The sequence below is a fragment of the Actinosynnema sp. CS-041913 genome (genome assembly GCF_050942485.1).
GTDB lineage: Bacteria > Actinomycetota > Actinomycetes > Mycobacteriales > Pseudonocardiaceae > Actinosynnema.
Genome location: NZ_CP192037.1, coordinates 1231878 through 1257864, shown reverse-complemented (window position 1 = coordinate 1257864; position 25987 = coordinate 1231878). Strand labels below are relative to the sequence as shown.

Here is a 25987-nt window from a genome sequence, read left to right as displayed (position 1 = left end):
ACTACTCGCCCAAGTGGCGACGATCTCGTGAGGTCCGCAGGTAAGAGCTTCGACGAATGCATAAACCTGTGCTCACTCTTCGTAGTGGACCGGGTTTGCGAGTTATCCTTGTGTCTGCTTTAACGGCGACGCCAACAGCGGCGAAGCCCCTCGCGAACTATGCTCGACCGACGCCTTGTTCACCCAGCGTGACCAGTTGAGACGTTAGCCGGACGGACCAAAGGTTGGTACATACGGGTGACACCCGCGCGCTCCGGCCGGCCACTCATCGCAACCTGCTTGATCACGCAAGTTCAACGGCTGTTGAAAATGCCTGCCCGGTAATACCCCGGCCGACCGATAACGGGTCGATAGCCGACGAGCGATCAGGGACGCCGCCCGGCCGGCGTTTCAGCACGCCACCGGTCCTTTGTGATCGATTTCCGGGCGGCGCCCGACTAATCGATCAAGAAACTCGCTCGGCGATGGTGACCGCCTGGTCGAACCCGGCCAACCGGATGATCTCCACGACTTCCGGACGTGCGCCGACGACGATGATCACCGCGCTCGGCGGCAGCTTCTGCTGCGCGAACGCCAAAACCCGAACGCCCGCCGACGACATTGTGGACAATCCGGTCAGATCAAGCACCAGCCGGTCCAGTGGCCGCTGCGCCGCCTGCTCCACCAGCGAGCGGAACACCGGCGCGGTGTCCGCGTCCAGCTCGCCGGTGAGGAACACCGTCCCGGTGCGCCCGGTGAACCCCAGGTACGCCTCGAAGCTCATCGCACTCCTCCTTCACTCGTCCGTGCCTCCAGCACGACGACGGATTTGCCCGCCAGGACCAGCCCCGTCACGCCCTCGCCGCCCGACGCGCGCTCGGGGCCGAGCCCGCCCTCAGGACCTGACTCGCCCTCAGCGCCCGGCTCACCCTCAGCGCCCGGCTCGTCCGCAGGGTGCGCGGTGTCGGCGAACACGTGCCAGCGCGCGCCCTCGGGCGGGTCGGGCAGCCGCACGGCCACCGGGGCGAGGTCCGTGTTGGCGGCCACGAACACCGTGTCGCCCTCGCCGCGCAGCTCCGCCGCCAGCAGCCGCGACTCCGCCGACCAGTCCGGCATCCCCGGCTCGACGCCGTGCCAGCGCACCCCGTCCTCACCGGGGTGGGAGGCCCGCCGCAGCACCGGGTGCCGCCGCCGGAACTCCACGAGCCGCCGCACGAACGCCACCAGCCCGGCGTTCTTCCCGGCCAGCGCCCAGTCCACCCACGTGAGGTCGTTGTCCTGGCAGTACGCGTTGTTGTTGCCCTGCTGCGTGCGCCCGAACTCGTCGCCCGCGAGCAGCATCGGCACCCCGTGGCTCACCAGCAGCAGCGCCAGCGCGTTGCGCACCTGCCGCGCCCGCAGGGCGAGCACCTCGGGCGAGTCGGTCGGCCCCTCCCAACCGCAGTTCCAGCTCTCGTTGGCGTCGTGCCCGTCCCGGTTGCCCTCGCCGTTGGCCTCGTTGTGCTTCTCGTTGTAGGACACCAGGTCCGCGAGCGTGAACCCGTCGTGACAGGTCACGAAGTTCACCGACGCCCTGGTCCCCCGGCCCGCGTACAGGTCCGGCGAGCCGACCAGCCTGGTGGCCAGCTCACCCGCCGAACCCGGCCGTGCGACGAGGAACCGGCGCAACGCGTCGCGGTACTGCCCGTTCCACTCCAGCCAGCGCCCGTAGTCCGGGAACGACCCCACCTGGTACAGCCCGCCCGCGTCCCACGCCTCCGCGATCAGCTTGCGGTCGGCCAGCACCGGGTCGTGCGCCATCTCCTCCAGCAGCGGCGGGTTCGCCAGCGGCGCGCCGTCCTCGCCGCGGGTCAGGATCGACGCCAGGTCGAACCGGAACCCGTCGACGTGGTACTCGACCACCCAGTGCCGCAGGCAGTCCAGGATGAACTCGCGCACCACGGGGTGGTTGCAGTTCACCGTGTTCCCGGTGCCGCTGAAGTTGTAGTAGTCGCCGTCCGGCGTCAACAGGTAGTACGTCCCGTTGTCCAAGCCGCGGAAGGACTGCGTCGGCCCCCGGTGGTCGCCCTCGCCGGTGTGGTTGAACACCACGTCCAGGACGACCTCGATGCCGGCCGCGTGCAGGTCCCGCACCAGCTCCTTGAACTCGCGCGGCGAGCCGTAGGAAGCCTTGGGGGCGAAGAAGCCCACGGTGTGGTAGCCCCAGGTGTTCAGCCGGGGCGGGCCGCCCGCGATGTCGGTCTCGTCGAACTCGAACACCGGCAGCAGCTCGACGCAGTTCACGCCCAGCTCGCGCAGGTACGGGATCTTCTCCCGCAGCCCGGCCACCGTGCCCGGTTCCGCGACGCCCGAGGACGGGTGCCGCGTGAAGCCGCGCACGTTCAGCTCGTACACCACCAGGTCCTCGGCCGGGATGCCGGGCGGCCGGTCCTCACCCCAGTCGAACGAGTCGCGCGGCACGCGGGACCGGTAGCGCGGTCGCGCGCCCCAGGTCTCCCCGCCCGCCAGCGCTTTCGCGTAGGGGTCGAGCAGCAGGTCGTCGGTGCCGTCCACGCGGAACGCGTAGTGCACCAGGTCCGGGTCCAGGCCGAGCACGGTCATGGTGAACACGTCGCCGACCCGGTACTCGTCCGGGAACGGCAGCTCGGTCAGCACGTCGCCGCGCTCGGGGTCCAGCAGCGCCAACCACATCCGGTCGGCGCTGCCGGACCGCACCGCGAACGAGATCCCGTCGTCGCGCACGGTCGCGCCGAGCGCGGGCAGGCCCGGCCCGACCCGGAAACCGTCCAGCCAGCGGGTCACGGCCGCTCCACCGGGGTCAGCCGGGCCCGCACGGTCAGCGGTGCGGCGCTGCGGGGCAACCGGATCGCCATCGCCCCGGCGTCGAAGTCGGTGAACGGCTCGCCGTCCACCAGCACCCCGTCCAGCTTCACCCGGCCCGCCGGCAGCACGTCCGGCGCGACCCGCAACACCCGGTCCGGGAAGTCCGCGTCCGGCAGCGGCCGGAACCACAGGTCCAGCGGCTCCCCGTGGACCAGCAGTCCGTTGTAGACGGTCGCCAGGTAGCACAGCTCCGCCGAGTGGTACATGCTCATCGAGTGGCTGCCCTTGAGCCGCTCGGTGCCGACCAGGTAGGGAATCCCGTTGGCCAGCACGTTGAAGTACACGCCGCCTTCGTCGTGGTCCAGGAAGAACGCGTTGTAGAACGCCTCCGCCTCCCGGGCGTGCGCCAGGAAGTCCGGCCCTCCCCGGTGCCCGGCCAGCACCAGGTAGGCCAGGATCGCCTGCTCCTGCTGCCACCACGCCTTGCGGTCGTGCCAGACGAAGTCGTGCGGCGCCTGCCGCTGCACCAGGTCGTACCAGCCGCCCCGGCGCGGATCGCGGCCCACGTCGGGCATCGAGCGCGCGAGTCGGTCGGCCAGCCGCTGGTAGTCGTACTTGGGCAGGGCCGCGTTCATCCGGGTCAGGTTCCAGGCGATCTTGAGGTTGTGCCCCACCACCGCCCGGTCCTGCTGCCAGCCCCACGACCGGTCCGGCGACCAGTCGGCGTGGAACCGCTCCTGCACGAACGGGGTCGCGCGGTCCGGGAAGTGCGACACGATCATGTCGAAGGTGTGCTCCAACATGCGCAGGTGCCGCTCGTCGCCGGTGGCGAGGTAGAGGTTGAACAGGTACGCGGGCGCGTGGTCGCCGACCGAGTTCCAGTTCTTCCGCGACCGGTTCGCGCCGAGCGCGTGGCTGTGCGGGCTCAGCTCCACCGGGTCGATGTGCGAGAAGTACCCGCCCCGCGCCGGATCGGCGAAGAACTTCTCGAACAACCGCATGGTGCCGTCGATGTCGGCCTTGATCGCCGGGTCGCCGGTCAGGCGGTAGTTCTGCACCAGGCCGGCCAGCGCGTAGATCTGCTCGTAGGCCGGGATGGCACGGTAGTCGTCATCGAACTCGGAGGTGAACAGCTTGCGCTCGCGGCCACCGTCCACGTCGATGCCGTGGTACCAGTAGGTGACGTCCTCGTCGGTGTCGACGAAGCGCATGTGGTCGCGCAGGTACTGCGAGCCCCGGTCGGCGACGGTGAGGAAGTCCTCCTCGCCGGTCAGCATGAACGCCGTCGCCATGCCGTAGACCAGGCGCGAGACGGTGTCGGTCTCCTGGACGTGCCGCCCGTTCTTGTCGCCGCCCAGCCGGATCTGCGTCCGGTAGTCGGCGTAGTCCACCTCGCCCGCGCCGAACTGGGCGCGGCGGTAGAAGCGGGCCAGCTCGCGAAGCTGGTCGGTCCACCAGCCGGGGCGCTCGAACGCGTGCTCGGCGGGCCCCTCGCCGACGAACGTCACCTGCGTGGCCTGGTGGCGGCCGTCGGGGTAGATCGGCCCGTAGTTGAACACCAGCCGCCCCGGCGTGCGGAGGAAGTCGGCGAGCCGACCGGTGACGTCCCGGTACGGCTCGCCGAGGTTGCGCACCACCTGCGCGGACGTGGTGTCGGTCAGGTCGATCGTGACGACCTGACCGTCCACCGTGCGTAACCGGAAACGTCCATCCTCAAAGGACTGCAGATAGCCGAACGTGGTGTCGGAGAACGGGTGCATGTCAGCGCTGCCGGGCGACGAGCTGCTCGATCACGGTGCGCGCCAGGAGGTTGCACTGCTCGACCGTGCGGGAGGTGACGAGGTCGCCGTCCACCACCACGTCCCGGTCGGTGTACACCGCGCCCATGTTGCGCACGTCGCCGACCAGGTTGTTGTGGCACGTCACCGCGCGGTCCCGGATCAGCTCCGGCACCGCCGACAGCAGCAGCAGACCGTGGCAGGAGAACGCCTTGACCAGGTTCGGCAGCCGGAACGCCCGGCGCATCACCTCCACGGCGGGCGCGAGCCGCTGCACGTTGTCGGTGTACCGCAAGCGGTCCGCGACCATGCCGGACGGCACGATCAACGCCGAGAACCGCGACAGCTCGTCGTAGTCCAGCCTCTCCAGGTCGCCCGACACCTCGATCGGCGCGCGCTGCTCGTGCCCGGTGAACGTGAGGGATTCGCTGCCCCACAACCGGGTCAGCAGCTCGACCTCGGCGCCCTCCTCCTCGAACCGCATCCGGTAGTAGGCGATCTCGGCCTCGACGTAGTCGCTCTCCATCAGGATCCCGATACGCCGGCCCACGAGCCTGCCGGTGCCCTGCACTTCAGTGGTCATGTCCTTGCCTTTGCTCGCGTCGTCGGATCTTGCGGAAAAGCCCGCTCCGGGCCGGGAACCCGGGGCTCCCGGCCCGGAGCGGACGGCCACCGTTCGCGCCCCGCGCGCCGACGGTGGCGGGGATCGACGCGCTACGCCGCGGCGCTCTCGCGAGCGGACTCGGTCGCGCGCGGCGCGGCGGATCCCGGCATGGGGGTCAAGCCCCCGACGGTGCAGGTGCGGATCCTCGGCCGGCCGTCCCGCAGCACGACCGACCAGTGCTCCGCGGTGTCCACGCCGACCCACACGCTGTTGGCCGACGGCGGGGCCCACATCCGGGACTGCCAGTTCACCTTCAGCGCCACCTCGGCGTGCAGCGGCGACGTGGCTTGGACCCGGAGGTCCAGCACCTCGTGCACCTCGTCGAAATAGGTGGCGACCATGCCCTGGTACCAGGACCGGAAGTCGTCGTGGCTGCGCACGGTGGCCTGCGGCAGGTGCAGCACGAGACCCGTCGGCGCCAACAGGTTCAGTAGCGCCTCCACGTCGTCGTGCCGGTCCAGCGCGGCGAACCAGTCCTGCACCAGCCCCCGGACCGCGGCCTCCGTGATCGGCCGGTCAACGTCCCCCATGTCTTCCCGCACCTCCTGTCGTGTCGTGACCTAGTCGATGACGAGGTCGATGAGGTAGGGCCCGTCGTGCGAGAGCATCGCCTCCACGGCGGTGTCCACCTCGTAGAGCTTCTCGACCCGGCGACCCGGAACGCCCAGTGCCGCGGCGATCCCGGTGAAGCCGATGTCCGGTGTGGACAGGTCGAACGCGGCCGGCAGCGGGCGCGGCCCGATGCCCAGCTCCCGCCAGTACTGCTCAAGGTTCAGGTCGAGCAGGTGGTACCGGCGGTTGTTGCAGATCACGAACTTCGCGCCGATGTCGTACCGGGCCGCGGTCCACAGCGCTTGGATCGTGTACATGCTGCCGCCGTCGCCGGTGAACGCGACCACCGGCAGCTCCGGCGCGGCGAGCTTGACGCCCAGCGCGCCGGGGATGCCGACACCCAGTGAGCCGCCACGGGTCTGGAAGAACCGGCCGGGCTGTTGCGGCGGCAGGTATTTCGCCAGTGGCGCGGACGCGGTCAGCGCCTCGTCGAACACCACCAGGTCCTCCGGCGCGCGGCCGGCGAGCCGCCGCACGAACCGGTCCAGCACCGTGTCGTCCTCCAGCGCGGGCTCCGGGTGCACCGGGCGCGCGCGTGAGGTCTCGATCGGCGTGCTCGGCGCGAGGCCGGGCCGCTGGCGGTTGATCTCCTTGCCCAGCGCGGCGAGCGTGAGCTTGGGATCGGCCACGATGCCCACGTCGACCGGGAAGTTCTTGGCGATCTCGTAGCTGTCCAGGTCGACGTGCACGATCCGGGCGTCGGGCTTGAACGGGCTGTCCAGCGAGGGGAAGACCTCGGGGAAGACGTAGGTCCCGACGATCAGGACCGAGTCCGCCCCGCCCACCACGCGGGCGCTGTCCGCGCCGAACATGTGGCCGAGCTGCCCGCCGTAGAGCCGGTGCGTGGCGTCGAAGTTGAACTCCGACGAGTTCACGCCCCACACCTCGGCCCCCAGCGCCTCCGCGACCGCCGTCAGCTCCCGCTGGGCCCCGCTGGTGGCGACGCCGTCGCCCATCAGCACCAGCCGGCGTGGGCCGGCGAGCAGCGTGGTGGCGGCCTCGGCCACCAGCGAGGGCTCCGGCAGGACCCGGGTGGCGGGGATCGAGGTGCGCACGGCCGGCTCGGCGGTCAGCTCGTCCAGCACGTCCGCCGGCAGCACGACCACCACCGGGCCGCGCGGCGGCGTCATGGCGATCTTCACCGCCCGGCGCAGCACCCGCAGCACCGACGACGGGTCGATCACCCTGGTGGCGAACTTGGTGACCGGCTCGGCCATGGCGACCAGGTCGGCCGCCATCTGCCCGTCCATGGCGTCGTACTTGACGCCCGCCTCGCCCACCACGACCACCAGCGGCGAGCCGCCGCGCTTGGCCTGGTAGAGCATCCCGATGCCGTTGCCCAACCCGACCCCGCTGTGCAACTGGACCAGGGCGGGCCGCTGGGCGGCGCGGGCGTAGCCGTCGGCCATGCCCACCGCCGCGCCCTCGTGCAGCGAGAGCAGGTAGTCGATGTCGAACTCGCCGCCCGCGTCCAGGAAGCCCTGCTCGACGGTGCCCGGGTTGCCGAACATGTACTCGATGCCGTCGGCCGCGAACTGCTCGAAGATGGCGACCTTTCCTGGCCTGCTGGTCATGGCTACCAGCCGTACCGGCGGAGGCCGTTTTCCAGCGCCTGCACGAGCAGCTCGCCGGCGAGGATCGAGTCCGGCGTCGACCGGGCCGTGATGAACGGGTAGTCGACGATGACCGAGGTCTCCTTGCCGACGTTGCCGTGGAAGCGGCCGACCGGACCGGTGGCGTCGCGGAGGATGTACTCCAGCGGGTACGGCGGCGGCCCCATGTTGAACTCGACGCCGATGAAGCCGGTGCCGTCCTTGTAGTCGTACTCCTTGGGGTGACCGGTGACGTGCTTGTTCTGGATGATGCTCTCGCGGCTCTCCAGGTCGCGGGCGAACGCGAGCACCGCGACGCCGTAGCACTCGGCGAGGATCGCCTTGTCGGCGTTCACGAAGCCCAGCACCAGCTCGTGCAGCCGCTCGTTGTTGGCCAGGTCGACGATCGGGCCGGAGCCGCCGACGATGGTCAGCGCGTCGAAGCTGGTGACGAGGTCGGACACCGCGCCGTCCAGCCTGCGGTGGTACTCCTCCACCTCCCGCAGGTGGTTCACCGAGCTGTAGTACGGCCGCTCGGGGATGAGGTCCGCCAGGCTCAGCGGGTTGTCCAGCCGGGGGGACGCGTCCAGCTCACGGGCCCGGCGCGCCATGTCCGGCGTGGTGACCGAACGGCCCAGGGGCGGGTCGAGGTACTCGGAGTCGAGGCTCGGCGGGAGGGCCTGGGGCCGCTTGCCGGTGGGCGTGAGGAAGGTGACGCGGTAGCCCGCGGCGTCGAACGCCTCGATCGGGCCGACCAGCTCCTCTCCCCAGTAGCCGTACTCGGACAGGACGACCAGCATGCGCTTGGTCATGGTGTTTCCTCTCAAGGGTTGTCAGGCCTGGTTCGGCCCGATGATCCAGTTCTCGCGCACCGCGAGGGTGTGCACGTAGCGGGGCTCGGTGAAGGTCGCCAGGTCGGCCATCGCGCGCTGGTACTCGGTGCTGCGCATGGCATTGCGCAGCGCGTTGGCGTCGTCGAACCAGAGCTGGTAGGCGCAGTCCAGGGTCGCCTCGCCGATGCCGTAGGCGCCGTCCCTGGTGTGGTTCTGGTAGTACCGGCGCAGGCCGGGGACCTTGCTCATCAGCGGGGCGTGCGCGTCCCGGCTGTACTGCCGGAACTCGGTGAGCGGCATGCCTTCCTCGCGCTTGACGAGCACGAACAGCTTGACGCCCGGCGTCTCCCGGTCGCCCGGCAGCACGATGTGCGCGTCGGTGTCCAGCACGAGGGTGCGCCAGAACGCGGCCCAGCGCGGCTCGTCCAGCCGTGCGCCCTCCAGGAATTCGGGCGTCTGCAAGGAGGCGAGCTGCTCCTCCTCGTTGGCCAGCCAGATCTCGGCGACCCCGCTCCACAGCGGCTCGGGCTCGTCGTAGGACAGCTCGACCCGGGTGTCCACGCAGTACTGGCGGATCTGCGGGATCTTGGCGGCGTACCGGACGGCGTGCTCCTCCACCCAGTAGCGGTGGAACTCGCGCTCGCTCATCCCCGGCCGGGGGTAGGCGAAGATCAACTGGTGGATCACGGCGCTACCTCGGCTTCGGTCGGCCGGTAGCGGTTCTGCACGTCCTCGGCGAACCCGAGGTAGTCCCGCAGCGGCCAGATGACCTCGAACTCCAGGTACTCGCGCATCGGCAGCCGGAACACCGAGCGGTCCAGCTCCTCGGCGGACTCGGCGTCCACCACCGCGATGACCCGCTTCTGGCCGGCCACCTTCCACAACCCGATGCAGTAGCCCGAGTTCAGCGTCTCCTCGGCGTGCCGGGTCTCCTCCTCCTCGATCTCCCACAGCTCGTCCAGGCTGATGCGGCCTTCGTGGTTCCACCGCATCTGGCAGTAGAACAGCATGGTCGGTCCCTTCTACTTCGCGAGGTCTTGGGTGAGGGCGTGCGTGGGGCCGAAGACGTCGACGGCCAGCTCGTACGGCGTCAGGCCGTCGTGGCCGACGAGGTCCAGCCGCGCGCCCGCGTCGAGCAGGATCCGCGCGCAGTCCTCGAATCCGTGCCAGAGCGCGTCGTGCAGCGGCGTGTAGCCGTTGGTGGCGCCCTGGAAGTCGATGTCCACACCGGACGTGTCGACGAGGATCTTCGTGATGTCGGCGTGTCCGTTGTAGACGGCCTTGTGCAACGGCACCGCGCCGAACGTCGGCTCGGTGGCGTTGACGTCCGCGCCCGCCGCGATCAGGGCGCGCACGATCTCGGTGTGCCCGTCGCGCGCGGCGACCAGCAGCGGCGTGTGGAAGTCGTTGAAGCCGTTGAGAACCGGGTACCGGGCGTCCACCTCGGCGCCGTTGGCCAGCAGCACCTGCACGGTGATCAGGTCGCCGGCGGCGGTGGCCGCCATCAGCTTCTGGCGCTCGACCGCCCGCTGGTCGTTCTCGATGCGCCGCTTCAACAACGCTTCCGCGGCGAGCAGTTTCTCCTGCCCGAGGGTGTTGACGTTCAGCGCGTACTCGAAGTGGTCGCGCATCGAGAAGCCGTAGTGCGTGGCCAGGTTGAGGCCCGCGTTGCGGTCCAGCAGGTAGCCGACGATGTCCGGGCGCTTGTACCAGAACGCGTCCAGCAGCGGGGTGTGGCCGGTCGAGGTGGCCACCGCGTCGACGAACGCGCCCGCCTCCACGAGCAGCTTCACCGTGTCCAGGTCGCCGCCCTGGACGGCCTTGTGCAGCGCGGTGCCGCCCGCGGCGCTGTCCGCCGTGAAGACGTCGGCCCCGGCGTCGATCAGCACCCGGACCAGCTCGGCGTTCCCCTTGCCCGCCGCGACCATCAGCGCGGTGAGGCCGTCCGAGCCGCGGGCGTTCAGGTCGACCCCGTTGCGCAGCAGGCCACGGACCTCGTGCAGGTCGTCGCGGCGGACCGCGTTGAGCAGCAGAGTGCGCGCGGCGTCACTCATGGCAGTTCTCCCAGGATAGGTGTCTGAGCGCGGAATCCCCTTGTGTGCCAAGAGAAGCGCTCCGGAACGAGACCCAGTCAACCGGCGCGCGACGATGATCGACAAGGGGCGGCGGACGACTAGCCCAACTTCACGCGGTGCGCGATGGCCATTACCAAACGGCATCGTCGCGGGTCTTGGACACCGCACGGGTGGCTCAGCACCATCTCAGCCATGACGGACCAGGGCAAGGTGAGCAGGCGGGCCGCTCTGCTGGCAGGCGCGGCGGCGGCGGGCATGGCGGCGACGGGCACGGCGTCCGCCGATCCCGCGGCGCAGGACACCGAAGCGCAGGGTGGCGGCGGTGGGGAACTGCGCGGGCAGGTCGCGTTGGTGACCGGCGCGGCGCGGGGCATCGGCCGGGCCACGTGCCTGGCGCTGGCCAAGGCGGGTGCGCACATCGTGGCGGTGGACATCGCGTCGCCGAGCGCGATCCGGGTCGACTACCCGCTCGGCTCGGAGGCGGAGCTGAACGAGACCGCGCACGGTGTGCGGGCGGCGGGTCGGCGCGTCCTCACCGTCAAGGCGGATGTGCGGGACGCCGGTCGGATGCAGGAGATCGCCCGTCAGGCGGTGCGCGAGTTCGGCCGGCTCGACATCGCGGTGCCCAACGCGGGCATCAACACCTACGCGCCGTTGGCGGACATGCCGGCGCAGCAGTTCGCGGACGTCATCGACGTGAACCTGACCGGCGTCGCCAACACCATGCGCGCCGTCATCCCGCACCTGGTGGCGCGCAAGGCCGGGGCGATCATCGTGGTGTCCTCCAGCGAAGGACGGCACGGTGCGCCGCAGCTCGCGCACTACCAGGCCGCGAAGTGGGGGGTGATCGGGCTGGTCAAGGGTGTCGCGACGGAGGTCGGGCCGGCCGGGGTGCGGGTCAGTGGCGTCGCGCCGACCGGGGTGCGGACGCCTTTGGTGCTCAACGAGGCCACTTACCGGTGGGCGGGCGGCACCGGGCCGGCCGATCTGGAGAAGGCCTTGCGCGGGTACAACACCCAGCCGGTCGGGCTGATCGAGCCGGAGGACGTGGCCGATGCCATCGTCTTCCTCGCTTCACCTCGGGCCCGGTACGTCTCCGGCACGATCCTCGATGTCACGGCTGGGGCCAGCACCCGCTGGAGTTCGTAGTCCTCACCCGGAGGCGGAAGAGTAGTCCGCCCTCGCCGGGTTCAGTCCACTTCGGACAGTCCTCGCACCACCTCGGCGAACGCGGCGACCAGCGGGTTCGTGCTGGTCGCCGGGCGGGCGAGGGCGATGCGCAGTGGCGGGATGTCGGTGATCGGCCGCCACACCAGGTCGGGCCGGGCGTAGTAGGCGGCCATGGACTGCGGGCCTATGCACACCGCCGCGCCCGCCGCCACGTGCTCCAGCATCTCCTCCACGTTGTCGTTCTCCGGGCCCCAGACCGGCTCGGACCCGTCCGGGCGCGGGTTCACCGCCCACCAGTCCACCCAGTGCTTCGGGGCTTTCCTGGTCCACATCAGCGGCTCGTCGCGCAGGTCCAGGATCCGCACGGTCTCCTGCGCCGCCAAGTGGTGCGCCGCCGAGAAGCCGACCAGGCGTTGCTCGACCGCCACGATCTCGGTGTGCAGGCCGGTGGTGTCGGCGGGCAGCCACAGGAACGCCGTGTCGACCAGGCCGTCGCGCAGCGCGGCCACCTCGCCGCCCCAGTCGAACCGCTTCGGCTCGATGGTGACGTCCGGGTGGCGGGCCGCGAAGGTGGTGCGGGCTTTCGTGGTCAACGGGCCCGCGCCGGTCGCTTCGAAACCAATGCGAAGAATCCTCGATTCCACCGCCGCGACGCCGCGTGCCGTGCGTTGTGCCGCCTGCCAGTCCGCGATCAGGCCTTTGGCCACCGGGAGCAGCGCCTCACCGGCCGAGGTGAGGCGCACCTCCCGGCTCGTGCGTTCGAACAGGGTGATTTTCAAATCAGCTTCAAGCTGGCGGATTTGCCTGCTCAGAGCGGGTTGGGAGACGAATAGGCGTTCGGCGGCGCGGGTGAAGCTGAGTTGTTCCGCCACCGCGACGAAATAGCGCAGGACGCGAGTGTCGACGTCCATGAGTTGGGCCCCCTCGGTGCGCGATCTATGCCACCAGCGTATTGGTACGAGTCTTGGACTTCGGTGAAGTCCGAGTGTCTTCTTGATCGTGCAGGGCACACCGGTCCAGGACCAGGAGGACCTCCATGAGCGTCAACCGTCTACCCGTTCCGAACGGCGCCGCGCCATCCCGAGTGTGGTTCATCACCGGCACCTCTTCAGGTTTCGGTCGGGCCATCGCGGAGCAGGCGCTCGCCGTCGGCGACACCGTCGTGGCCACCGCGCGCAAGGTGGACTCCCTCGCCGACCTGACGGCGCTGGCTCCGGATCGGGTGACACCCCTGCGACTCGACGTCACGAGCGGCGCCGACATCGCGAACGCCGTGCAGGATGCCATCACCTGGCACGGGCAGATCGACGTGCTGGTGAACAACGCCGGTCACGGCTTCGTCGGCGCGGCCGAGGAGACGCCGGAGGCCGAGCTGCGCGAGATGCTCGAAGTGCACCTGCACGGTCCGGTGGCGCTCACCCGCGCCGTGCTGCCGCACATGAGGTCGCGGCGCACCGGCGCGATCGTGCAGATGTCCAGCATGGGCGGCCAGGTCGTGTGGCCCGGCTTCTCCGCGTACTGCGCGGCGAAGTTCGCCCTGGAGGGGTACTCCGAAGGCCTGGCCGCCGAGGTCGCCCCGCTGGGCATCAAGGTGCTCATCGCCGAGCCCGGCGCGTTCCGGACCGGCTTCGCGGGCGCTCCGCTGCGCTTCGGCGCGCCCATCCCCGACTACCGCGAGGTGCTCGACCCGATCCGCGCGCTGATCCGCGACATGGACGGCACCCAGCCGGGAGACCCGGCCAAGGCCGCCGCCGCGATCCTGGCCGCGCTGGACGCCGAGCACACCCCGCTGCGCCTCCCGCTGGGCCTCGACGCGTACGACGCGATCGCGAGCCGCCTGGCCACCCTGCACACCGAACTCACCACGTGGCAGCCGACGTCGCTGGCCACGGACATCGCCCCTTGACCCCCTCCGGGTCGGGGCCCCTCACGCGGCTCCGCGCCGCGCCATGACTTTGGAGAACCACATCATGTCTACCCATGTCGACTCGGTCGGCGCGGGCCTGCCCGCCGCCGAGTCGGAGAACCCTCGCTGGCTGGCCGTCGTCGTGCTGGCCGCCGCGCTCGCCCTGGACGCCGGCGGTGTCGCGGTGGTCAACGCCGCCCTGCCGGTGATCGGGCAGGACCTCGGGATCGGCAGTGCCGATCTCCAGTGGATGATGACGTCGTACGCCGTGACGTTCGCGGGCTTCCTGCTGTTCGGCGGCCGGGCGGCCGATGTGCTGGGCCGTCGCCGGGTGTTCGCGCTCGGCGTCGGGCTGTTCACGCTCGCCACGATCGCCGCCGCCGTCGCGCCCGTCGCGTCGGTGCTGATCGTTGCCCGTGCGCTGCAAGGCGTCGGCGCCGCGCTGTCCGGGCCGTCGTCGCTGGCGTTGCTGACCGAGATGTTCCCCGAGGGGCCGCGGCGCAACAAGGCGCTGGCCGTGTACACGTCCGTCGGTGCTTCGAGCTTCAGCGCGGGCGTGGTGATCGGTGGAGTGCTGACCGACTTCTTGAGCTGGCGCGCGGTGTTCGTGTTCAACGTCGTCATCGGGCTGGCCGTGCTGCTGGCGATCAAGTCCGTGCTGCCCGAGGGCAGGCGGAGCCGGCAGCCGCTGGACCTCGTGGGCGCGACCGCCGTGACGGGTGGTCTGCTGCTCGCCGTGTTCGGGTTGAGCCAGGCCAGTCACGCGGGCTGGGGGACGCCGCTGACCTACGTTCCGCTGGTGTTGTCGGCGATCCTGTTGGTGGGCTTCGTGTGGTGGGAGCGCCGGGCCGCGAACCCGTTGCTGTCCTTGGCGATCTTCCGGCTGCCCACCGTGACGGCGGCGACGGTCGCGGCGGTCGCGTTCTTCACGGCCGTGCTGGCGGTGTTGTTCTTCGCGCCGATCTACCTGCAGGGCCTGCTCGGCTACACGCCGCTCCAGTCCGGCCTGGCCATCCTGCCGATGGGCATGATCGTGGTGGTCAGCTCGAACATCGCGGGCCGGATGATGGCCCGGGTCGGCCAGAAGCCCCTGCTGATCCTCGGACTCCTCCTCATCGCCGCCGGCGTCGGGCTGTGGGCGGTGACCCCGTTGGACGCCGACTACTGGCTGCACATCTTCCCCGCCGTCGCGGTGATGAGCGTCGGTCAGGGCGTGGCGTTCGCCGGGTTGACCGCCGCGTCGCTGACCGGTGTGCCACAGCACGAGCACGGCGTGGCGGGCGGCCTGAACGTGACGGCGCAGCAGCTCGGCGGCAGCGTCGGCGTCGCCGCCCTGGTGACGCTGGCCGCGTCGCTCGGCTTCGCCGACACCCCCCAAGGCCTGCTCGACGGCTACCACGCGGCCTACCTCGCGGCCGTCGCCGTGCTGCTGCTCGGGATCGTCGTCATCACCGTCGTGATGCGCGGCCCGCGCCGCACCTGAGAGACCACCTGGCTCGGGGGCTTCCGCGCGGCCTCCCGACCCCCGAGGAGGCGCGGCAGCCAGGCGCACACGTTCCCCGCACCGTGCGCCGTTCCCGGCTTCGGCCCGGAGGCCCCCCAGGCCTCCGGGCCGAGGGATCACCCCCTTGGCCCCGACCAGTGAAGGAACCTGAAATGCGGATGTACCAGCGAATAGGCGCGATCGGATTACTGCTGTTCGCCGTCGCGTGCAGCACGCCGTCGCAGAGCACGACCCAGCCTGCCGGAGGGACGACCGTGGCCACTTCCCCTGCCGTGTCCCTGCCGCTGTCCGAGGAGGACCGCGCCGCCGCGCCCGACCTGACGCAGAAGTTCGTGGACGCGGCCAACGCGGGCGACTCCGCGGCCGTGGCGGCCACCTTCGCGGAGAACGCCCGGTTCGACAGCGTGGGGCGGATCTACCCGTCCCGCAAGGACATCATGGACCGCTTCCTCGACCCGGAGGTGATCGAGGCGGGCGGCAAGTACGAGGTCACCGGCACCCGGTGGAACGGCGACCGGTACGTGGTGGACTACAAGTTCACCACGGGCGGTGGCGGCAGTGAGGTCTTCTACTACGAGTTCCTGGTCCGGGACGGCCTGATCCAGGACGTCATCGGGCGCTACAGCTAGCACGAGGCCATCCGCCGGGCCCCGCCGTTCACCACGGCGGGGTTTCGTCGTTCCCGGGGACGTTTTCGTTCAGTCTGCGGAGTAGCACGCCGTTCCTCGTGTCCGCGGTGGATCGCTGCCAGCCTGGAGGCAGGGGAGATTCCCCTTCTGCCGAAAGGAAAACCATGGACACCCGAAGGATCGTGGACAACTGGTACGGCGCGATCGGCCGCGGCGACATGGCCGAGATCACGGCCGGCCTGTCCCCCTCCGTGGTGCTGGAGCTGCCGCAGGACCAGTGGAACGCGGTCATCCCGTACCTCGGCACGCACGTCGGCCTCAACGAGGTGGCGGAGGCGTTCCGCATCCGCGCCGAGACCACCGAGGTGCTCGACTACGGGCTGCGCGGCCTGTTCGTGGACGGCAACACGGCGTGCGCCGTCGTCTACACCAAGGGCCGCCACACCCGCACGAAGGTGCTGTTCGAGATCGAGGACATGCACAAGGTGGTGTTGTCCGAGCACGGCAAGATCACCCACTGGAAGGTCTACTTCGACCCGAACACCGAGGTCAACGCGTTCAACGCGGACCGCGAGCAGCGCCTGTACGCTGCCGCCGCGCGCGGTGACGCCAAGGAGGCCCAGGAGCTGCTGGGCTTCGGCGGCGACCCCAACCGGCACGACGAGAGCGGCCTGACGCCCCTGATGGCCGCCGCCGCCCGTGGCGACGACACCATGGTCCGCACGCTCCTGTCCGGCGGCGCGGACGTGCTCGTGACCGAGCATTCCGGCCAGACCGCGTTGCACAAGGCCGTGGAGAACGGCAGCACGGACATCGTCCGCGCCCTCGTCCGCGCCGGGTCCATTGTGGACGCACCGGTTGCGACGACCGGTCAGACCCCGCTGCACATCGCGATCCGCCACGGCAACGCCGAGGCTGCCCGTGTGCTGCTGGAGTCGGGGGCCCGTCCGGACGTGGCCGACCACCTCGGCCGCACCCCGCAGGCCCTGGCGCGTGACCTGCTCGCCCCGGAGGTCGTGCGTGCGCTGTTCGCCTGAGCGGCCGGTTTTCAGCGAAAGGGGTACAGGACGATGAGCGGGCGTCTGGTGGTCGACGAGGTGTCGCCCGCCGTCAGCTCGGGCCGCCACCCGGCGAAGGCCGTGGTGGGGGAGCACATCCCGGTCTCGGCGACGGTGTGGCGGGAAGGGCACGACGCGGTGGCCGCGACCGTGGTGTGGCGCGGTCCGGACGGCGCCGGCCGGGAGATCCACATGCGGCCGTCCGACGAGGGCCTGGACCGCTGGCACGCCACGGTCGTGCCGGACCGCGAGGGCGCGTGGACGTTCCGGATCGACGCGTGGAGCGACCCGTGGGCGACGTGGCGGCACGCGGTGCGGGCGAAGCTCGCCGCCGGACAGCGTGCCGACGAGCTGGCGAACGACCTGGCGGCGGGCGCGCGGCTGCTCGACCGGGCGGCCCGGAAACTCAGCCGCGGCACCGAACGGCCGTTGCTGAAGGTCGCCGCCGCCGCTCTGCGGGACGAGGAATCGCCGCTGTCCGAGCGGGTCGTGTCCGCGCTGTCGGACGTGGTGCACCAGGTCATGCGCCGGTTCCCGGTGCGGGAGCTGGTCAGCCGCGGCAGCACGCACCAGGTGTGGGTCGACCGGGAACGGGCGCGGTTCTCCGCCTGGTACGAGCTGTTCCCCCGCTCCACGGGCGGCCGGGACGCGGACGGCAGGCCCGTCCACGGCACGTTCGCCACCGCGGCGCGCGAGCTGCCCCGGATCAAGGACATGGGTTTCGACGTGGTGTACCTGCCGCCGATCCACCCGATCGGCGAGGTGCACCGCAAGGGCCGCAACAACAGCGTGGTCGCCGAGCCCGGCGATGTCGGCTCGCCGTGGGCGATCGGGTCGGCCGCGGGCGGGCACGACGCCGTCCACCCCGACCTGGGCACGCCGGCCGACTTCCGGCGGTTCGTGCGGCAGGCCGACGCGCTCGGCCTCGAAGTCGCGCTGGACCTGGCGTTGCAGTGCGCGCCGGACCACCCGTGGGTCGCCGAGCACCCGGAGTGGTTCACCACCCTGCCGGACGGCACGATCGCGTTCGCCGAGAACCCGCCCAAGCGGTACGAGGACATCTACCCGCTCAACTTCGACAACGACCCGGCCGGTCTGTACGCCGAGGTGCTGCGGGTGGTGCGGCACTGGATCGACCAGGGGGTGCGGATCTTCCGGGTCGACAACCCGCACACCAAGCCGCCGGACTTCTGGCACTGGCTGATCTGGCAGGTCAAGGAGGCGCATCCGGAGGTGTTGTTCCTGTCCGAGTCGTTCACCCGCCCGGCCCGGCTGCACGGCCTGTCCCGCTTGGGTTTCACCCAGCACTACACGTACTTCACCTGGCGGACCGCCAAAGCGGAGCTGGAGGAGTTCGGCGCGAGCCTGGTCGAGCACGCCGACGAGGGCACGCCCAACCTGTTCGTGAACACCCCGGACATCCTGCACGAGTCGTTGCAGCACGGCGGTCCGGCGATGTTCGCGCTGCGGGCGGCGCTGGCCGCGACCCTCTCGCCGTCCTGGGGCGTGTACTCCGGGTACGAGCTGTACGAGCACCAGGCCGTGCGGGAAGGCAGCGAGGAGTACCTGGACTCGGAGAAGTACGAGCTGCGGCCCAGGGATCTCGACAGCGCGCCGTTGCGGCCGTGGCTGACCCGGCTCAACGAGATCCGCCGCGCGCACCCGGCACTCCGGCAGTTGCGCACCCTGCGGTTCCACCGGACGGACAACGACGCGCTTATCGCGTACTCGAAGACCGACCCGGACACCGGGCGTTCGGTGATCTGCGTGGTCACGCTCGATCCCGACCGAGTGCAGGACGGGACGGTGACGCTCGACCTGGAGGCGTTGGGGCTCGACGAGGGTTTCCGTGCGCACGACGAGGTGAGCGGCGAGGTGTTCGTGTGGGGCAGGACCAACTACGTCAAGCTCGACCCGCACCGGGCGGTCGCGCACATCGTCTCGGCAGGTGACCGGTGAGGTCCGCACAGCCGCTCCCGGTGGACCCGGACTGGTTCAAGCACGCGGTGTTCTACGAAGTCCTGGTCCGCGCGTTCAACGACGACGACAACGACGGCACAGGCGACCTGCGTGGCCTCGCGGGGAAGCTGGACTACCTCCAGTGGCTCGGCGTGGACTGCCTGTGGCTGCCGCCGTTCTACGCCTCACCGCTGCGTGACGGCGGCTACGACATCGCCGACTTCCGCGCCGTGCTGCCGGAGTTCGGCACGGTGGAGGACTTCGTCCACCTGCTGGACGAGGCGCACAGCCGGGGCATCCGGGTGATCACCGACCTGGTCATGAACCACACGTCGGACGCGCACCCGTGGTTCCAGGCCTCGCGCACGGACCCGGCCGGGCCGTTCGGCGACTACTACGTGTGGAGCGACGACGACTCGAAGTACGCCGACGCCCGCATCATCTTCGTCGACACCGAAACGTCGAACTGGACCTACGACCCGGTGCGCGGCCAGTTCTTCTGGCACCGCTTCTTCTCCCACCAGCCGGACCTGAACTACGAGAACCCGGCCGTGCAGGAGGCGATGCTGGACGTGCTGCGGTTCTGGCTGGACCTCGGCATCGACGGCTTCCGGCTCGACGCCGTGCCCTACCTGTTCGAGGAAGAGGGCACGAACGGCGAGAACCTGCCGCGCACCCACGAGTTCCTGCGGCTGTGCCGGAAGGTCGTGGACGACGAGTACCCGGGCCGGGTGCTGCTCGCCGAGGCGAACCAGTGGCCGTCCGACGTGGTGGCGTACTTCGGCGACCCCGCCGTGGGCGGCGACGAGTGCCACATGGCGTTCCACTTCCCGTTGATGCCCCGGATCTTCATGGCCGTGCGGCGGGAATCGCGCCTGCCGATCTCCGAGATCCTGGCCCGGACACCGGAAATCCCCTCGGGCGCGCAGTGGGGCATCTTCCTGCGCAACCACGACGAGCTGACGCTCGAAATGGTCACCGACGAAGAACGCGACTACATGTACGCGGAATACGCCAGAGACCCGCGCATGAAGGCGAACATCGGCATCCGCCGGCGGCTCGCTCCGCTGCTGGAGAACGACCGCAACCAGCTCGAACTGTTCACCGCCATGCTGCTGTCCCTGCCCGGCTCCCCCGTCCTGTACTACGGCGACGAAATCGGCATGGGGGACAACATCTGGCTCGGCGACCGGGACGGCGTCCGCACACCCATGCAGTGGACTCCCGACCGCAACGCGGGATTCTCCTCGTCCGACCCCGGGCGCCTGTACCTGCCGGTGATCGCCGACCCGGTGTACGGGTACCGCAGCGTGAACGTCGAGGCGCAACTGAACACCTCGTCGTCGCTGTTGCACTGGACCAGGCGGATGCTGGCCGTGCGGCGGGAACACCCGGCGTTCGGCACCGGCACATTCACCGAGCTGACGTGCGCCAACCCCAGCGTGCTGGCGTACCTGCGGGAACAGGACGGCGACATCCTGTTGTGCGTCAACAACCTGTCCCGCTTCCCGCAGCAGGCTGCGTTCGACCTCTCGGACTTCGCGGGCAGCCTGCCCGTGGAGTTGACCGGCGGCGTGGTGTTCGCGCCCGTCGAAGCCACCCCGTACCGGCTCACCCTGCCCGGCCACGGTTTCTACTGGTTCGCCATCCACCGGATGGGAGGAGTCCGATGAGCGAGCTGCGCCCACGGCTCGAACGCGCGCTGACCGCGTGGCTGCCGTGGCAACGCTGGTTCGGCGGCAAAGGACGGCCGGTCGACAGCGTGGCCGTCGTGCAAGCCGTCGAACTGGTCGACCAACGCGCCTCCGGCGGACCCTTGGGCCTGCTCACCGTCGCCGAGGTGCGATTCACGGACGGCGGCATCGAGCGCTACCAGGTCCCCGTCGGCGTGCGCACCACCCTGCCCGACCGACTCGCCCCAGCCGTACTCGCCGGCTTCGACGGATGCGTGGTGTACGACGCGACCGGCGACACCGAGCTGAACTCGTTGCTGCTGCGGCTGATCGGGCAGCACGCGCACCGGGACACCCTGCACTTCGTCCCGGAGCCGGGCAGCGGGTTCAGCGGCGCGAGCCGGCGCGGCCTGGTCGGGCGGACCATCGGGGTCGAGCAGTCCAACACGTCCATCGTGTTCGGCGACCGGTACATCCTCAAGCTGTACCGCCGGATCGCCGAGGGCGTGAACCCGGACCTGGACGCCCATCGCGCACTGCGGCGGGCACGGTCCCCGCACATCGCGGCCTTGTTGGGCGCGGTGGAGGGAACTCTGGGTGACGCGCCCGCCACCTTCGGCATGTTGCAGTCCTTCGCCGCCGGCTCGGCCGAAGGCTGGGAGATGGCGCTGACCAGCGTCCGAGACCTGTTCGCGGCGCCCGATACCGCACCGGACACGGCGGGCGCGGACTTCGCGGCCGAGGCACGTCGGCTCGGCAACGCGGTGGCGGCCGTGCACGCGGACCTGGCGCGGGAACTGGGCACCGGGCAGGTGGACGCCCGCGACCTGAGCGCGGACATGGTGGCACGTCTGGACGCCTCGCTCACCACCGTGCCGGCGCTCGCGCCCTACGCCGACCGCGTGCGGGCCGCGCTTCGGGCCCTCGAAGGCCGGGTTCCCGTGCAGCGGATCCACGGCGACCTGCACCTCGGGCAGGTGTTGCGGACACCGAGAACGTGGCTGCTGATCGACTTCGAGGGCGAGCCGGCCGCGCCGATCGCGGAACGGATCGCGCTCCAGTCACCGTTGCGGGACGTGGCGGGGATGCTGCGGTCGTTCGACTACGCCGCACAGCACCAGGTGCGGCTGTTCACCGGCCCGTCCGGGCAGCTATGGCGGCGGGCACGCCAGTGGGCCGCGCACAACCGGGCCGCGTTCTGCGCCGGGTACGCCGAGGTCGCGGGCTTCGACCCCTCGGCACAGCAGGCGTTGCTGACCGCGTTCGAACTGGAGAAGGCGGTTTACGAGACCGTGTACGAGACCCGCAACCGGCCCGACTGGGTGGACATTCCGCTGCGGGCCGTGCGGCGGCTGGTGGGAGAGTCATGACACTGTCCATTGTGGATACCGGCGCACCACACGATGTCCAGGTCGACCGCCTGCTGTCGGGCACGCACCGCAACCCGCACCAGGTGCTGGGCAGCCATCCCCGGCCGAGCGGCGCGGTGGTGCGCGCGATGAAGCCGGGCGCGGACACCGTGGCGGTCGTGACAGCGGACGGCCGCTTCGAGCTGTCCGCGGTCCGGGGCGGGCTGTTCTCCGGCGTGGTCCCGTTGCGGCTGACGGACTACCGGTTCGAGGTCGGCTACCCGGACCGCACCGAACTGGTGGACGACCCGTACCGCTGGCTGCCGACCATCGGCGAGCTGGACCTGTACCTGATCGGCGAGGGCCGTCACGAGCGGCTGTGGGAGGTGCTGGGCGCGCATCCCCGCCGGGTCGGGGACGTCTCCGGCACGTCCTTCACCGTCTGGGCGCCGAAAGCGCGGGCCGTCCAGGTGCTGGGGCTGCCGATGCGACTGCTCGACGCCGGCGTGTGGGAACTCTTCGTGCCCGGCGTGGCCCCCGGAACCCGTTACCGGTTCCGGATTCTCGGCGAGGACGGCCAGTGGCGGGAGAAGGCGGACCCGATGGCGTTCGCGACCGCGCTGCCGGCCTCCGTGGTGCACGAGTCGGATCACGTCTGGCACGACGAAGCGTGGGTGGCCACCAGGGACGCCACGGACTGGAGCCGTGCCCCGGTCAGCGTCTACGAGGTCCACCTCGGTTCCTGGCGTCCCGGCCTGGACTACCGGCAACTGGCCGAACAGCTCGGCGACTACGTCACCAGGCAGGGGTTCACGCACGTCGAACTGCTGCCGGTGGCCGAGCACCCGTACGGCGGATCGTGGGGCTACCAGGTCACGTCGTACTACGCCCCCACCGCCCGGTTCGGCTCACCCGACGAGTTCCGCCACTTCGTGGACGTGCTGCACGGCAAGGGCATCGGCGTCCTGGTCGACTGGGTTCCGGCGCACTTCCCCAAGGACGACTGGGCTTTGGCGAAGTTCGACGGCGGCCCGCTCTACGAGCACGCCGACCCGCACCGGGGCGAACACCCCGACTGGGGCACGCTGATCTTCGACTTCGGCCGCCCCGAGGTGCGGAACTTCCTGGTGGCCAACGCGCTGTTCTGGCTTGAGGAGTACCACGTCGACGGCCTGCGGGTGGACGCCGTGGCGTCGATGCTCTACCTGGACTACTCGCGCCCGGACGGCCAGTGGACCCCGAACGTCCACGGCGGTCGGGAGAACCTGGACGCCGTGCGCTTCCTCCAGGAACTCAACGCCACCACGTACAAGCACCACCCCGGCGTCCTGATGATCGCCGAGGAGTCCACCACCTGGCCGGGCGTCACCAGGCCGACGCACGACGGCGGCCTGGGCTTCGGCTTCAAGTGGAACATGGGCTGGATGCACGACACCCTGCGCTACTTCGGGCGCGACGAGCGGGAACCGTGGACGGGGGAGATCACGTTCTCCCTCGGTTACGCCTGGAGCGAGAACTACGTCCTTCCCCTCTCCCACGACGAAGTGGTGCACGGCAAGGGATCGCTGTGGCAGCGGATGCCCGGCGACGACTGGCGGAAAGCAGCGGGCCTACGGGCGCTCCTGGCCTTCATGTGGGCGCACCCCGGCAAACAGCTCCTGTTCATGGGGGACGAGTTCGGCCAGCAGGCCGAGTGGTCGGAGTTCGGCTTGGACTGGCACCTGCTGGACAACCCGGCGCACGCGGGCGTCCAGCGACTCGTCGCCGACCTGAACCACCGCTACCGCACCACCAACGCGTTGCACGACAAGGACACCACGCCGGACGGTTTCGACTGGATCGACGCGACCGGCAGTGTCCTGGCGTTCCTGCGGCACGGCGAACGGGGAACGCTCGCCTGTGTGGCGAACTTCAGCGCCACCCCTCGGCACGACTACCGGATCGGCCTGCCCCACGCCGGCACGTGGCGGGAGGTGATCAACACCGACAGCACGGCGTACCACGGTTCCGGCGTGGGAAACCAGGGCGAGGTCATCGCCGAGGACCAGAGCTTCCACGGCAGGCCCGCGTCCGCCGGCCTGAGCCTGCCCCCTATGGGCGTCCTGTGGCTTATGCCCGAAACCAATGCCGATAGGTAATCGCGGCAAGTATTGGACCTGTCACGCTCGGCGACAATACGTTCGGGGGTGCCGACGGATTCCCGCCACCGACCTTGCCCAGGCGATCCGCGACCCTCAACCAGGAGTGAGCATGACGACCTCTGAAGACCAGGCAGGCGTGTCCCGATCGGATGTGCTGCGCGGCCTGGGACTGACCGCGGCCGTGGCCGCCACCGGCACGCTGCTGGGTGGCGGCACGGCGACGGCGCAGGCGCAAGGCTCACCGGAGCACCCGAACGTCCGCCTGATCAAGGACTACTACGCCACTTACGGCGAAGGGAACCCGGCCAAGCTGCGGCGCTTCTTCGCGCACGACATCAAGTGGACCATCCCCGGCCACCACCCGCTGTCGGGCGCCAAGCAGGGCGTGGAGGAGGTGCTCGCGTTCTTCCGCGAGCTGAACAAGGCGGGCTTCCGCGCCGAGCCGATCTTCCTCGCCGCCGACGGCGAGTGGGTGGTCGACCTGCACCGGGGCTGGAGCACCCAGCCGAACGGCCTCGACATCCTGTGGACCCTGGCCTTCCGCATCCGCCACCGGAAGATCGTGGAGGCCGTCAACTTCGCCGCCGACCAGCACGCGGCGGACGCGTTCTTCTGGAAGGTCTACAAACTGGCTCCTCTCCCGGGCCGGTTGGACTGACCGGAGCGATCGCGCGGGCGGTCCCCACACCGCCCGCGCGGTCGGCTACTCCCCGGCCAACGCCGCGATGTCGTGCGCGACCACCAACGCGGTCTTCATCGGCTGGAACCCCATCTCCCGGTTGACCCGGATCATGTGGTCGTTGTCGCTGTTGGTCGCGGTCGTGATGCGCACGAGCCCAGGCTGGTCATCGACCAGCCACCGCGCCATCTCCCCCTTGAGCCACCACCCGATCCGCCGCCCCCGGTGCGCGGAGAGCACGGCCGTGTCCCCTTGGTAGTACTCGTCCGGACGCCGGGGCAACCGGATGACCTCGGTCAACCCGACCACGGTGTCCCCGTGCACCGCCACCACGACCCGCTGGTCGACCCCGTCCGCACGGGCCTCCGCCTCGACTTCCCGAACCCGCGCCGGCGTCCAGTCCGGCTGCCGGAACTCGGTCTGCCCGGTGGGCGCGTCGTGGATCGCGCTGCGCGCCTCGGCGTACGACGCCAACAACTCCTCGGGAGCCGCCCCGACCCACCGCTCCAGCCGGAACGTCCCACAACGACCGGTCGGCGGACGCGAACGACAAACCCAGCCGGACAACCGACCGCACGGTCCGGGAGCCGAGCGACTTGGCCCAGAGATCACCGGGCCCGCCCTCGACCACCAACCAACCCTCGATCACCCGCCGCCCACGTGCCCGCAACGAAGGCAACAAGGACCGCAACACAGCGGTGCCGATCCCCCGCCGCCGATGGTCCGGGTGAACCACCACTTCGGTCAACACGAGGTGGCTGTTCTCGTCCTCGGGGAACCGCAGGTAGACGACACCGACCACACCGTCCTCGGCAGTGCGCACCAACCGGTACGCCGCCTCGCCAAGCCCGGGAAACGGATTCCGCATCCGCTCGACCACGCTGTCGAAGTCGACCGGCTCATCCTCGGGATCGACCTCGGCCTGCCGAATCCGCACGTACTCCGCCAACGAGTCCCGCGAGGCACGGTGCGGATCGAGCGCCACCACTTCCAACCCCGCCGGACTCACCGCGTCCCCCCGATCCGGGACGCCAGCAAGTCCACACTCCCGGCTACCCCGACCATCGACTCGACGGTGGCGTACCCGAGCGCGTGGTTGACCCGGATCATGTGAACGTTGTCCGCCGCCGTCATGGTGAGAACACGTGACAACTCCGGCCGCTCGGCCACCACCCACCCCAGCATGTAAGCCTTCATCGCCACTCCGAGCCCCCTCCCACGTCGTTGATGGCCCCACGCCCCCGGCGACGCACGTCGGGATGCACCGTGACCTCGCTCAGGGCCAAGTGGGCGCTCTCCGACTCGGGAAACTGGGCGTACGCATGTCCGACAATCCGACCGTCGAGATACGCCGCCCAGTACACCGCCGGCCCAAGCCCAACAAACGGATGCCGCAACCGAAACCGGACAACCTCTTCGGTAACCTCCGGCCAGTAGGGTCGCCCATCCCCTCGCGCAGCCACACTGACGTGCGCAAACCCAGAAACATCATCCCGTTCGGGATCGAACAGCCTGACTTCCATCCACTCCCCCCTCGCACAACCTTCCATTCTGCCCAAGGAG

24 protein-coding genes and 1 pseudogene are annotated in these 25987 nt (G+C 70.2%); 10 read left to right on the top strand and 15 right to left on the bottom strand.

Annotated elements, in window-relative coordinates; all coding sequences use genetic code 11:
- Positions 1-445 precede the first annotated feature (445 nt).
- From ACQPZF_RS06205 to ACQPZF_RS06160, 10 genes are all read right to left on the bottom strand, one after another.
- Positions 446-763, bottom strand: a complete 318-nt coding sequence (locus ACQPZF_RS06205; RefSeq protein ID WP_433269171.1) for an STAS domain-containing protein — start codon at positions 761-763, stop codon at positions 446-448.
- On the bottom strand, positions 760-2781 hold the full coding sequence (locus ACQPZF_RS06200) for a glycogen debranching protein (protein WP_433269169.1): 2022 nt from the start codon (positions 2779-2781) through the stop codon (positions 760-762). Before ACQPZF_RS06200 ends, ACQPZF_RS06205 begins: the two co-directional genes overlap by 4 nt.
- The gene (locus tag ACQPZF_RS06195) at positions 2778-4490 is read right to left on the bottom strand and encodes an AGE family epimerase/isomerase (RefSeq protein WP_433269167.1); all 1713 of its coding nucleotides are present in this window, start codon (positions 4488-4490) and stop codon (positions 2778-2780) included. Before ACQPZF_RS06195 ends, ACQPZF_RS06200 begins: the two co-directional genes overlap by 4 nt.
- 73 nt (positions 4491-4563) lie before the next feature.
- Complete coding sequence (locus ACQPZF_RS06190; protein ID WP_433269166.1) at positions 4564-5163, bottom strand: DJ-1/PfpI family protein; 600 nt, start codon at positions 5161-5163, stop codon at positions 4564-4566.
- Positions 5164-5294: 131 nt separating this feature from the next.
- Positions 5295-5774, bottom strand: a complete 480-nt coding sequence (locus ACQPZF_RS06185) for a YybH family protein (protein ID WP_433269165.1) — start codon at positions 5772-5774, stop codon at positions 5295-5297.
- A gap of 30 nt (positions 5775-5804) precedes the next feature.
- On the bottom strand, positions 5805-7430 hold the full coding sequence (locus tag ACQPZF_RS06180; protein ID WP_433269163.1) for a thiamine pyrophosphate-binding protein: 1626 nt from the start codon (positions 7428-7430) through the stop codon (positions 5805-5807).
- Between the two features lie 2 nt (positions 7431-7432).
- Positions 7433-8260, bottom strand: coding sequence for a type 1 glutamine amidotransferase domain-containing protein (locus tag ACQPZF_RS06175; RefSeq protein ID WP_433269161.1), 828 nt, complete (start codon positions 8258-8260; stop codon positions 7433-7435).
- Positions 8261-8281: 21 nt separating this feature from the next.
- A complete protein-coding gene (locus ACQPZF_RS06170; RefSeq protein ID WP_433269159.1) occupies positions 8282-8968 on the bottom strand; it encodes an EthD family reductase in 687 nt (228 codons plus the stop codon).
- Positions 8965-9291 (bottom strand): muconolactone Delta-isomerase family protein, encoded by a 327-nt coding sequence (locus tag ACQPZF_RS06165; RefSeq protein ID WP_433269158.1) that lies wholly within the window; start codon positions 9289-9291, stop codon positions 8965-8967. The genes ACQPZF_RS06170 and ACQPZF_RS06165 overlap by 4 nt, the downstream gene beginning before the upstream one ends.
- 12 nt (positions 9292-9303) lie before the next feature.
- A complete protein-coding gene (locus ACQPZF_RS06160; RefSeq protein ID WP_433269156.1) occupies positions 9304-10335 on the bottom strand; it encodes an ankyrin repeat domain-containing protein in 1032 nt (343 codons plus the stop codon).
- A gap of 213 nt (positions 10336-10548) precedes the next feature.
- Between ACQPZF_RS06160 and ACQPZF_RS06155 the strand changes: the two genes are divergently transcribed.
- Positions 10549-11505 (top strand): mycofactocin-coupled SDR family oxidoreductase, encoded by a 957-nt coding sequence (locus tag ACQPZF_RS06155; protein ID WP_433269154.1) that lies wholly within the window; start codon positions 10549-10551, stop codon positions 11503-11505.
- Between the two features lie 41 nt (positions 11506-11546).
- On the opposite strand, the gene ACQPZF_RS06150 is transcribed toward ACQPZF_RS06155, so the two are convergent.
- Positions 11547-12437, bottom strand: a complete 891-nt coding sequence (locus tag ACQPZF_RS06150) for a LysR family transcriptional regulator (protein WP_433269152.1) — start codon at positions 12435-12437, stop codon at positions 11547-11549.
- A 125-nt stretch (positions 12438-12562) separates the two neighbouring features.
- On the opposite strand from ACQPZF_RS06150, the gene ACQPZF_RS06145 reads away from it, so the two are divergent.
- The 9 genes from ACQPZF_RS06145 to ACQPZF_RS06105 all read left to right on the top strand — a co-directional run bounded on the left by ACQPZF_RS06145 (position 12563) and on the right by ACQPZF_RS06105 (position 24403).
- Positions 12563-13432: an oxidoreductase gene (locus ACQPZF_RS06145; RefSeq protein WP_433269150.1), complete on the top strand. Its 870-nt coding sequence runs from the start codon at positions 12563-12565 to the stop codon at positions 13430-13432.
- Positions 13433-13496: 64 nt separating this feature from the next.
- Positions 13497-14915: an MFS transporter gene (locus tag ACQPZF_RS06140; RefSeq protein WP_433269148.1), complete on the top strand. Its 1419-nt coding sequence runs from the start codon at positions 13497-13499 to the stop codon at positions 14913-14915.
- A 173-nt stretch (positions 14916-15088) separates the two neighbouring features.
- Positions 15089-15565 carry a nuclear transport factor 2 family protein gene (locus ACQPZF_RS06135; RefSeq protein WP_433269146.1) on the top strand — a complete coding sequence of 159 codons (477 nt, stop codon included), beginning with the start codon at positions 15089-15091 and terminating at the stop codon, positions 15563-15565.
- A gap of 164 nt (positions 15566-15729) precedes the next feature.
- On the top strand, positions 15730-16602 hold the full coding sequence (locus tag ACQPZF_RS06130; protein WP_433269144.1) for an ankyrin repeat domain-containing protein: 873 nt from the start codon (positions 15730-15732) through the stop codon (positions 16600-16602).
- Between the two features lie 33 nt (positions 16603-16635).
- Positions 16636-18582: a maltotransferase domain-containing protein gene (locus tag ACQPZF_RS06125; RefSeq protein WP_433269142.1), complete on the top strand. Its 1947-nt coding sequence runs from the start codon at positions 16636-16638 to the stop codon at positions 18580-18582.
- Positions 18579-20255 (top strand): maltose alpha-D-glucosyltransferase, encoded by a 1677-nt coding sequence (gene treS, locus ACQPZF_RS06120; RefSeq protein ID WP_433269140.1) that lies wholly within the window; start codon positions 18579-18581, stop codon positions 20253-20255. The genes ACQPZF_RS06125 and treS overlap by 4 nt, the downstream gene beginning before the upstream one ends.
- A complete protein-coding gene (locus ACQPZF_RS06115; RefSeq protein ID WP_433269138.1) occupies positions 20252-21625 on the top strand; it encodes a maltokinase N-terminal cap-like domain-containing protein in 1374 nt (457 codons plus the stop codon). The genes treS and ACQPZF_RS06115 overlap by 4 nt, the downstream gene beginning before the upstream one ends.
- Positions 21622-23742, top strand: coding sequence for a 1,4-alpha-glucan branching protein GlgB (gene glgB / locus ACQPZF_RS06110; protein ID WP_433269136.1), 2121 nt, complete (start codon positions 21622-21624; stop codon positions 23740-23742). Before ACQPZF_RS06115 ends, glgB begins: the two co-directional genes overlap by 4 nt.
- A 112-nt stretch (positions 23743-23854) precedes the next feature.
- The gene (locus ACQPZF_RS06105) at positions 23855-24403 is read left to right on the top strand and encodes a nuclear transport factor 2 family protein (protein WP_433269134.1); all 549 of its coding nucleotides are present in this window, start codon (positions 23855-23857) and stop codon (positions 24401-24403) included.
- Positions 24404-24448: 45 nt separating this feature from the next.
- Here ACQPZF_RS06105 and ACQPZF_RS06100 read toward each other — a convergent pair whose 3' ends face one another.
- The 4 genes and pseudogenes from ACQPZF_RS06100 to ACQPZF_RS06085 all read right to left on the bottom strand — a co-directional run bounded on the left by ACQPZF_RS06100 (position 24449) and on the right by ACQPZF_RS06085 (position 25947).
- Positions 24449-24991 carry a GNAT family N-acetyltransferase gene (locus ACQPZF_RS06100; RefSeq protein WP_433269132.1) on the bottom strand — a complete coding sequence of 181 codons (543 nt, stop codon included), beginning with the start codon at positions 24989-24991 and terminating at the stop codon, positions 24449-24451.
- An 88-nt stretch (positions 24992-25079) separates the two neighbouring features.
- Positions 25080-25292, bottom strand: a pseudogene (locus tag ACQPZF_RS06095) (GNAT family N-acetyltransferase); the annotation flags it as partial.
- Positions 25293-25429: 137 nt separating this feature from the next.
- Positions 25430-25621, bottom strand: a complete 192-nt coding sequence (locus ACQPZF_RS06090) for a hypothetical protein (RefSeq protein ID WP_433269130.1) — start codon at positions 25619-25621, stop codon at positions 25430-25432.
- Positions 25618-25947 (bottom strand): GNAT family N-acetyltransferase, encoded by a 330-nt coding sequence (locus ACQPZF_RS06085; protein ID WP_433269128.1) that lies wholly within the window; start codon positions 25945-25947, stop codon positions 25618-25620. The genes ACQPZF_RS06090 and ACQPZF_RS06085 overlap by 4 nt, the downstream gene beginning before the upstream one ends.
- Positions 25948-25987 lie beyond the last annotated feature (40 nt).

Coding starts and splice junctions, on each gene's coding strand:
- ACQPZF_RS06090 (WP_433269130.1), bottom strand. CDS start 25,621: ATGAAGGCTTACATGCTGGGGTGGGTGGTGGCCGAGCGGCCGGAGTTG.
- ACQPZF_RS06130 (WP_433269144.1), top strand. CDS start 15,730: ATGGACACCCGAAGGATCGTGGACAACTGGTACGGCGCGATCGGCCGC.
- ACQPZF_RS06185 (WP_433269165.1), bottom strand. CDS start 5,774: ATGGGGGACGTTGACCGGCCGATCACGGAGGCCGCGGTCCGGGGGCTG.
- ACQPZF_RS06150 (WP_433269152.1), bottom strand. CDS start 12,437: ATGGACGTCGACACTCGCGTCCTGCGCTATTTCGTCGCGGTGGCGGAA.
- ACQPZF_RS06145 (WP_433269150.1), top strand. CDS start 12,563: ATGAGCGTCAACCGTCTACCCGTTCCGAACGGCGCCGCGCCATCCCGA.
- ACQPZF_RS06165 (WP_433269158.1), bottom strand. CDS start 9,291: ATGCTGTTCTACTGCCAGATGCGGTGGAACCACGAAGGCCGCATCAGC.
- ACQPZF_RS06135 (WP_433269146.1), top strand. CDS start 15,089: ATGCGGATGTACCAGCGAATAGGCGCGATCGGATTACTGCTGTTCGCC.
- ACQPZF_RS06155 (WP_433269154.1), top strand. CDS start 10,549: ATGACGGACCAGGGCAAGGTGAGCAGGCGGGCCGCTCTGCTGGCAGGC.
- ACQPZF_RS06180 (WP_433269163.1), bottom strand. CDS start 7,430: ATGACCAGCAGGCCAGGAAAGGTCGCCATCTTCGAGCAGTTCGCGGCC.
- glgB (WP_433269136.1), top strand. CDS start 21,622: ATGACACTGTCCATTGTGGATACCGGCGCACCACACGATGTCCAGGTC.
- ACQPZF_RS06085 (WP_433269128.1), bottom strand. CDS start 25,947: ATGGAAGTCAGGCTGTTCGATCCCGAACGGGATGATGTTTCTGGGTTT.
- ACQPZF_RS06105 (WP_433269134.1), top strand. CDS start 23,855: ATGACGACCTCTGAAGACCAGGCAGGCGTGTCCCGATCGGATGTGCTG.
- ACQPZF_RS06125 (WP_433269142.1), top strand. CDS start 16,636: ATGAGCGGGCGTCTGGTGGTCGACGAGGTGTCGCCCGCCGTCAGCTCG.
- ACQPZF_RS06140 (WP_433269148.1), top strand. CDS start 13,497: ATGTCTACCCATGTCGACTCGGTCGGCGCGGGCCTGCCCGCCGCCGAG.
- ACQPZF_RS06205 (WP_433269171.1), bottom strand. CDS start 763: ATGAGCTTCGAGGCGTACCTGGGGTTCACCGGGCGCACCGGGACGGTG.
- ACQPZF_RS06175 (WP_433269161.1), bottom strand. CDS start 8,260: ATGACCAAGCGCATGCTGGTCGTCCTGTCCGAGTACGGCTACTGGGGA.
- ACQPZF_RS06160 (WP_433269156.1), bottom strand. CDS start 10,335: ATGAGTGACGCCGCGCGCACTCTGCTGCTCAACGCGGTCCGCCGCGAC.
- ACQPZF_RS06190 (WP_433269166.1), bottom strand. CDS start 5,163: ATGACCACTGAAGTGCAGGGCACCGGCAGGCTCGTGGGCCGGCGTATC.
- ACQPZF_RS06115 (WP_433269138.1), top strand. CDS start 20,252: ATGAGCGAGCTGCGCCCACGGCTCGAACGCGCGCTGACCGCGTGGCTG.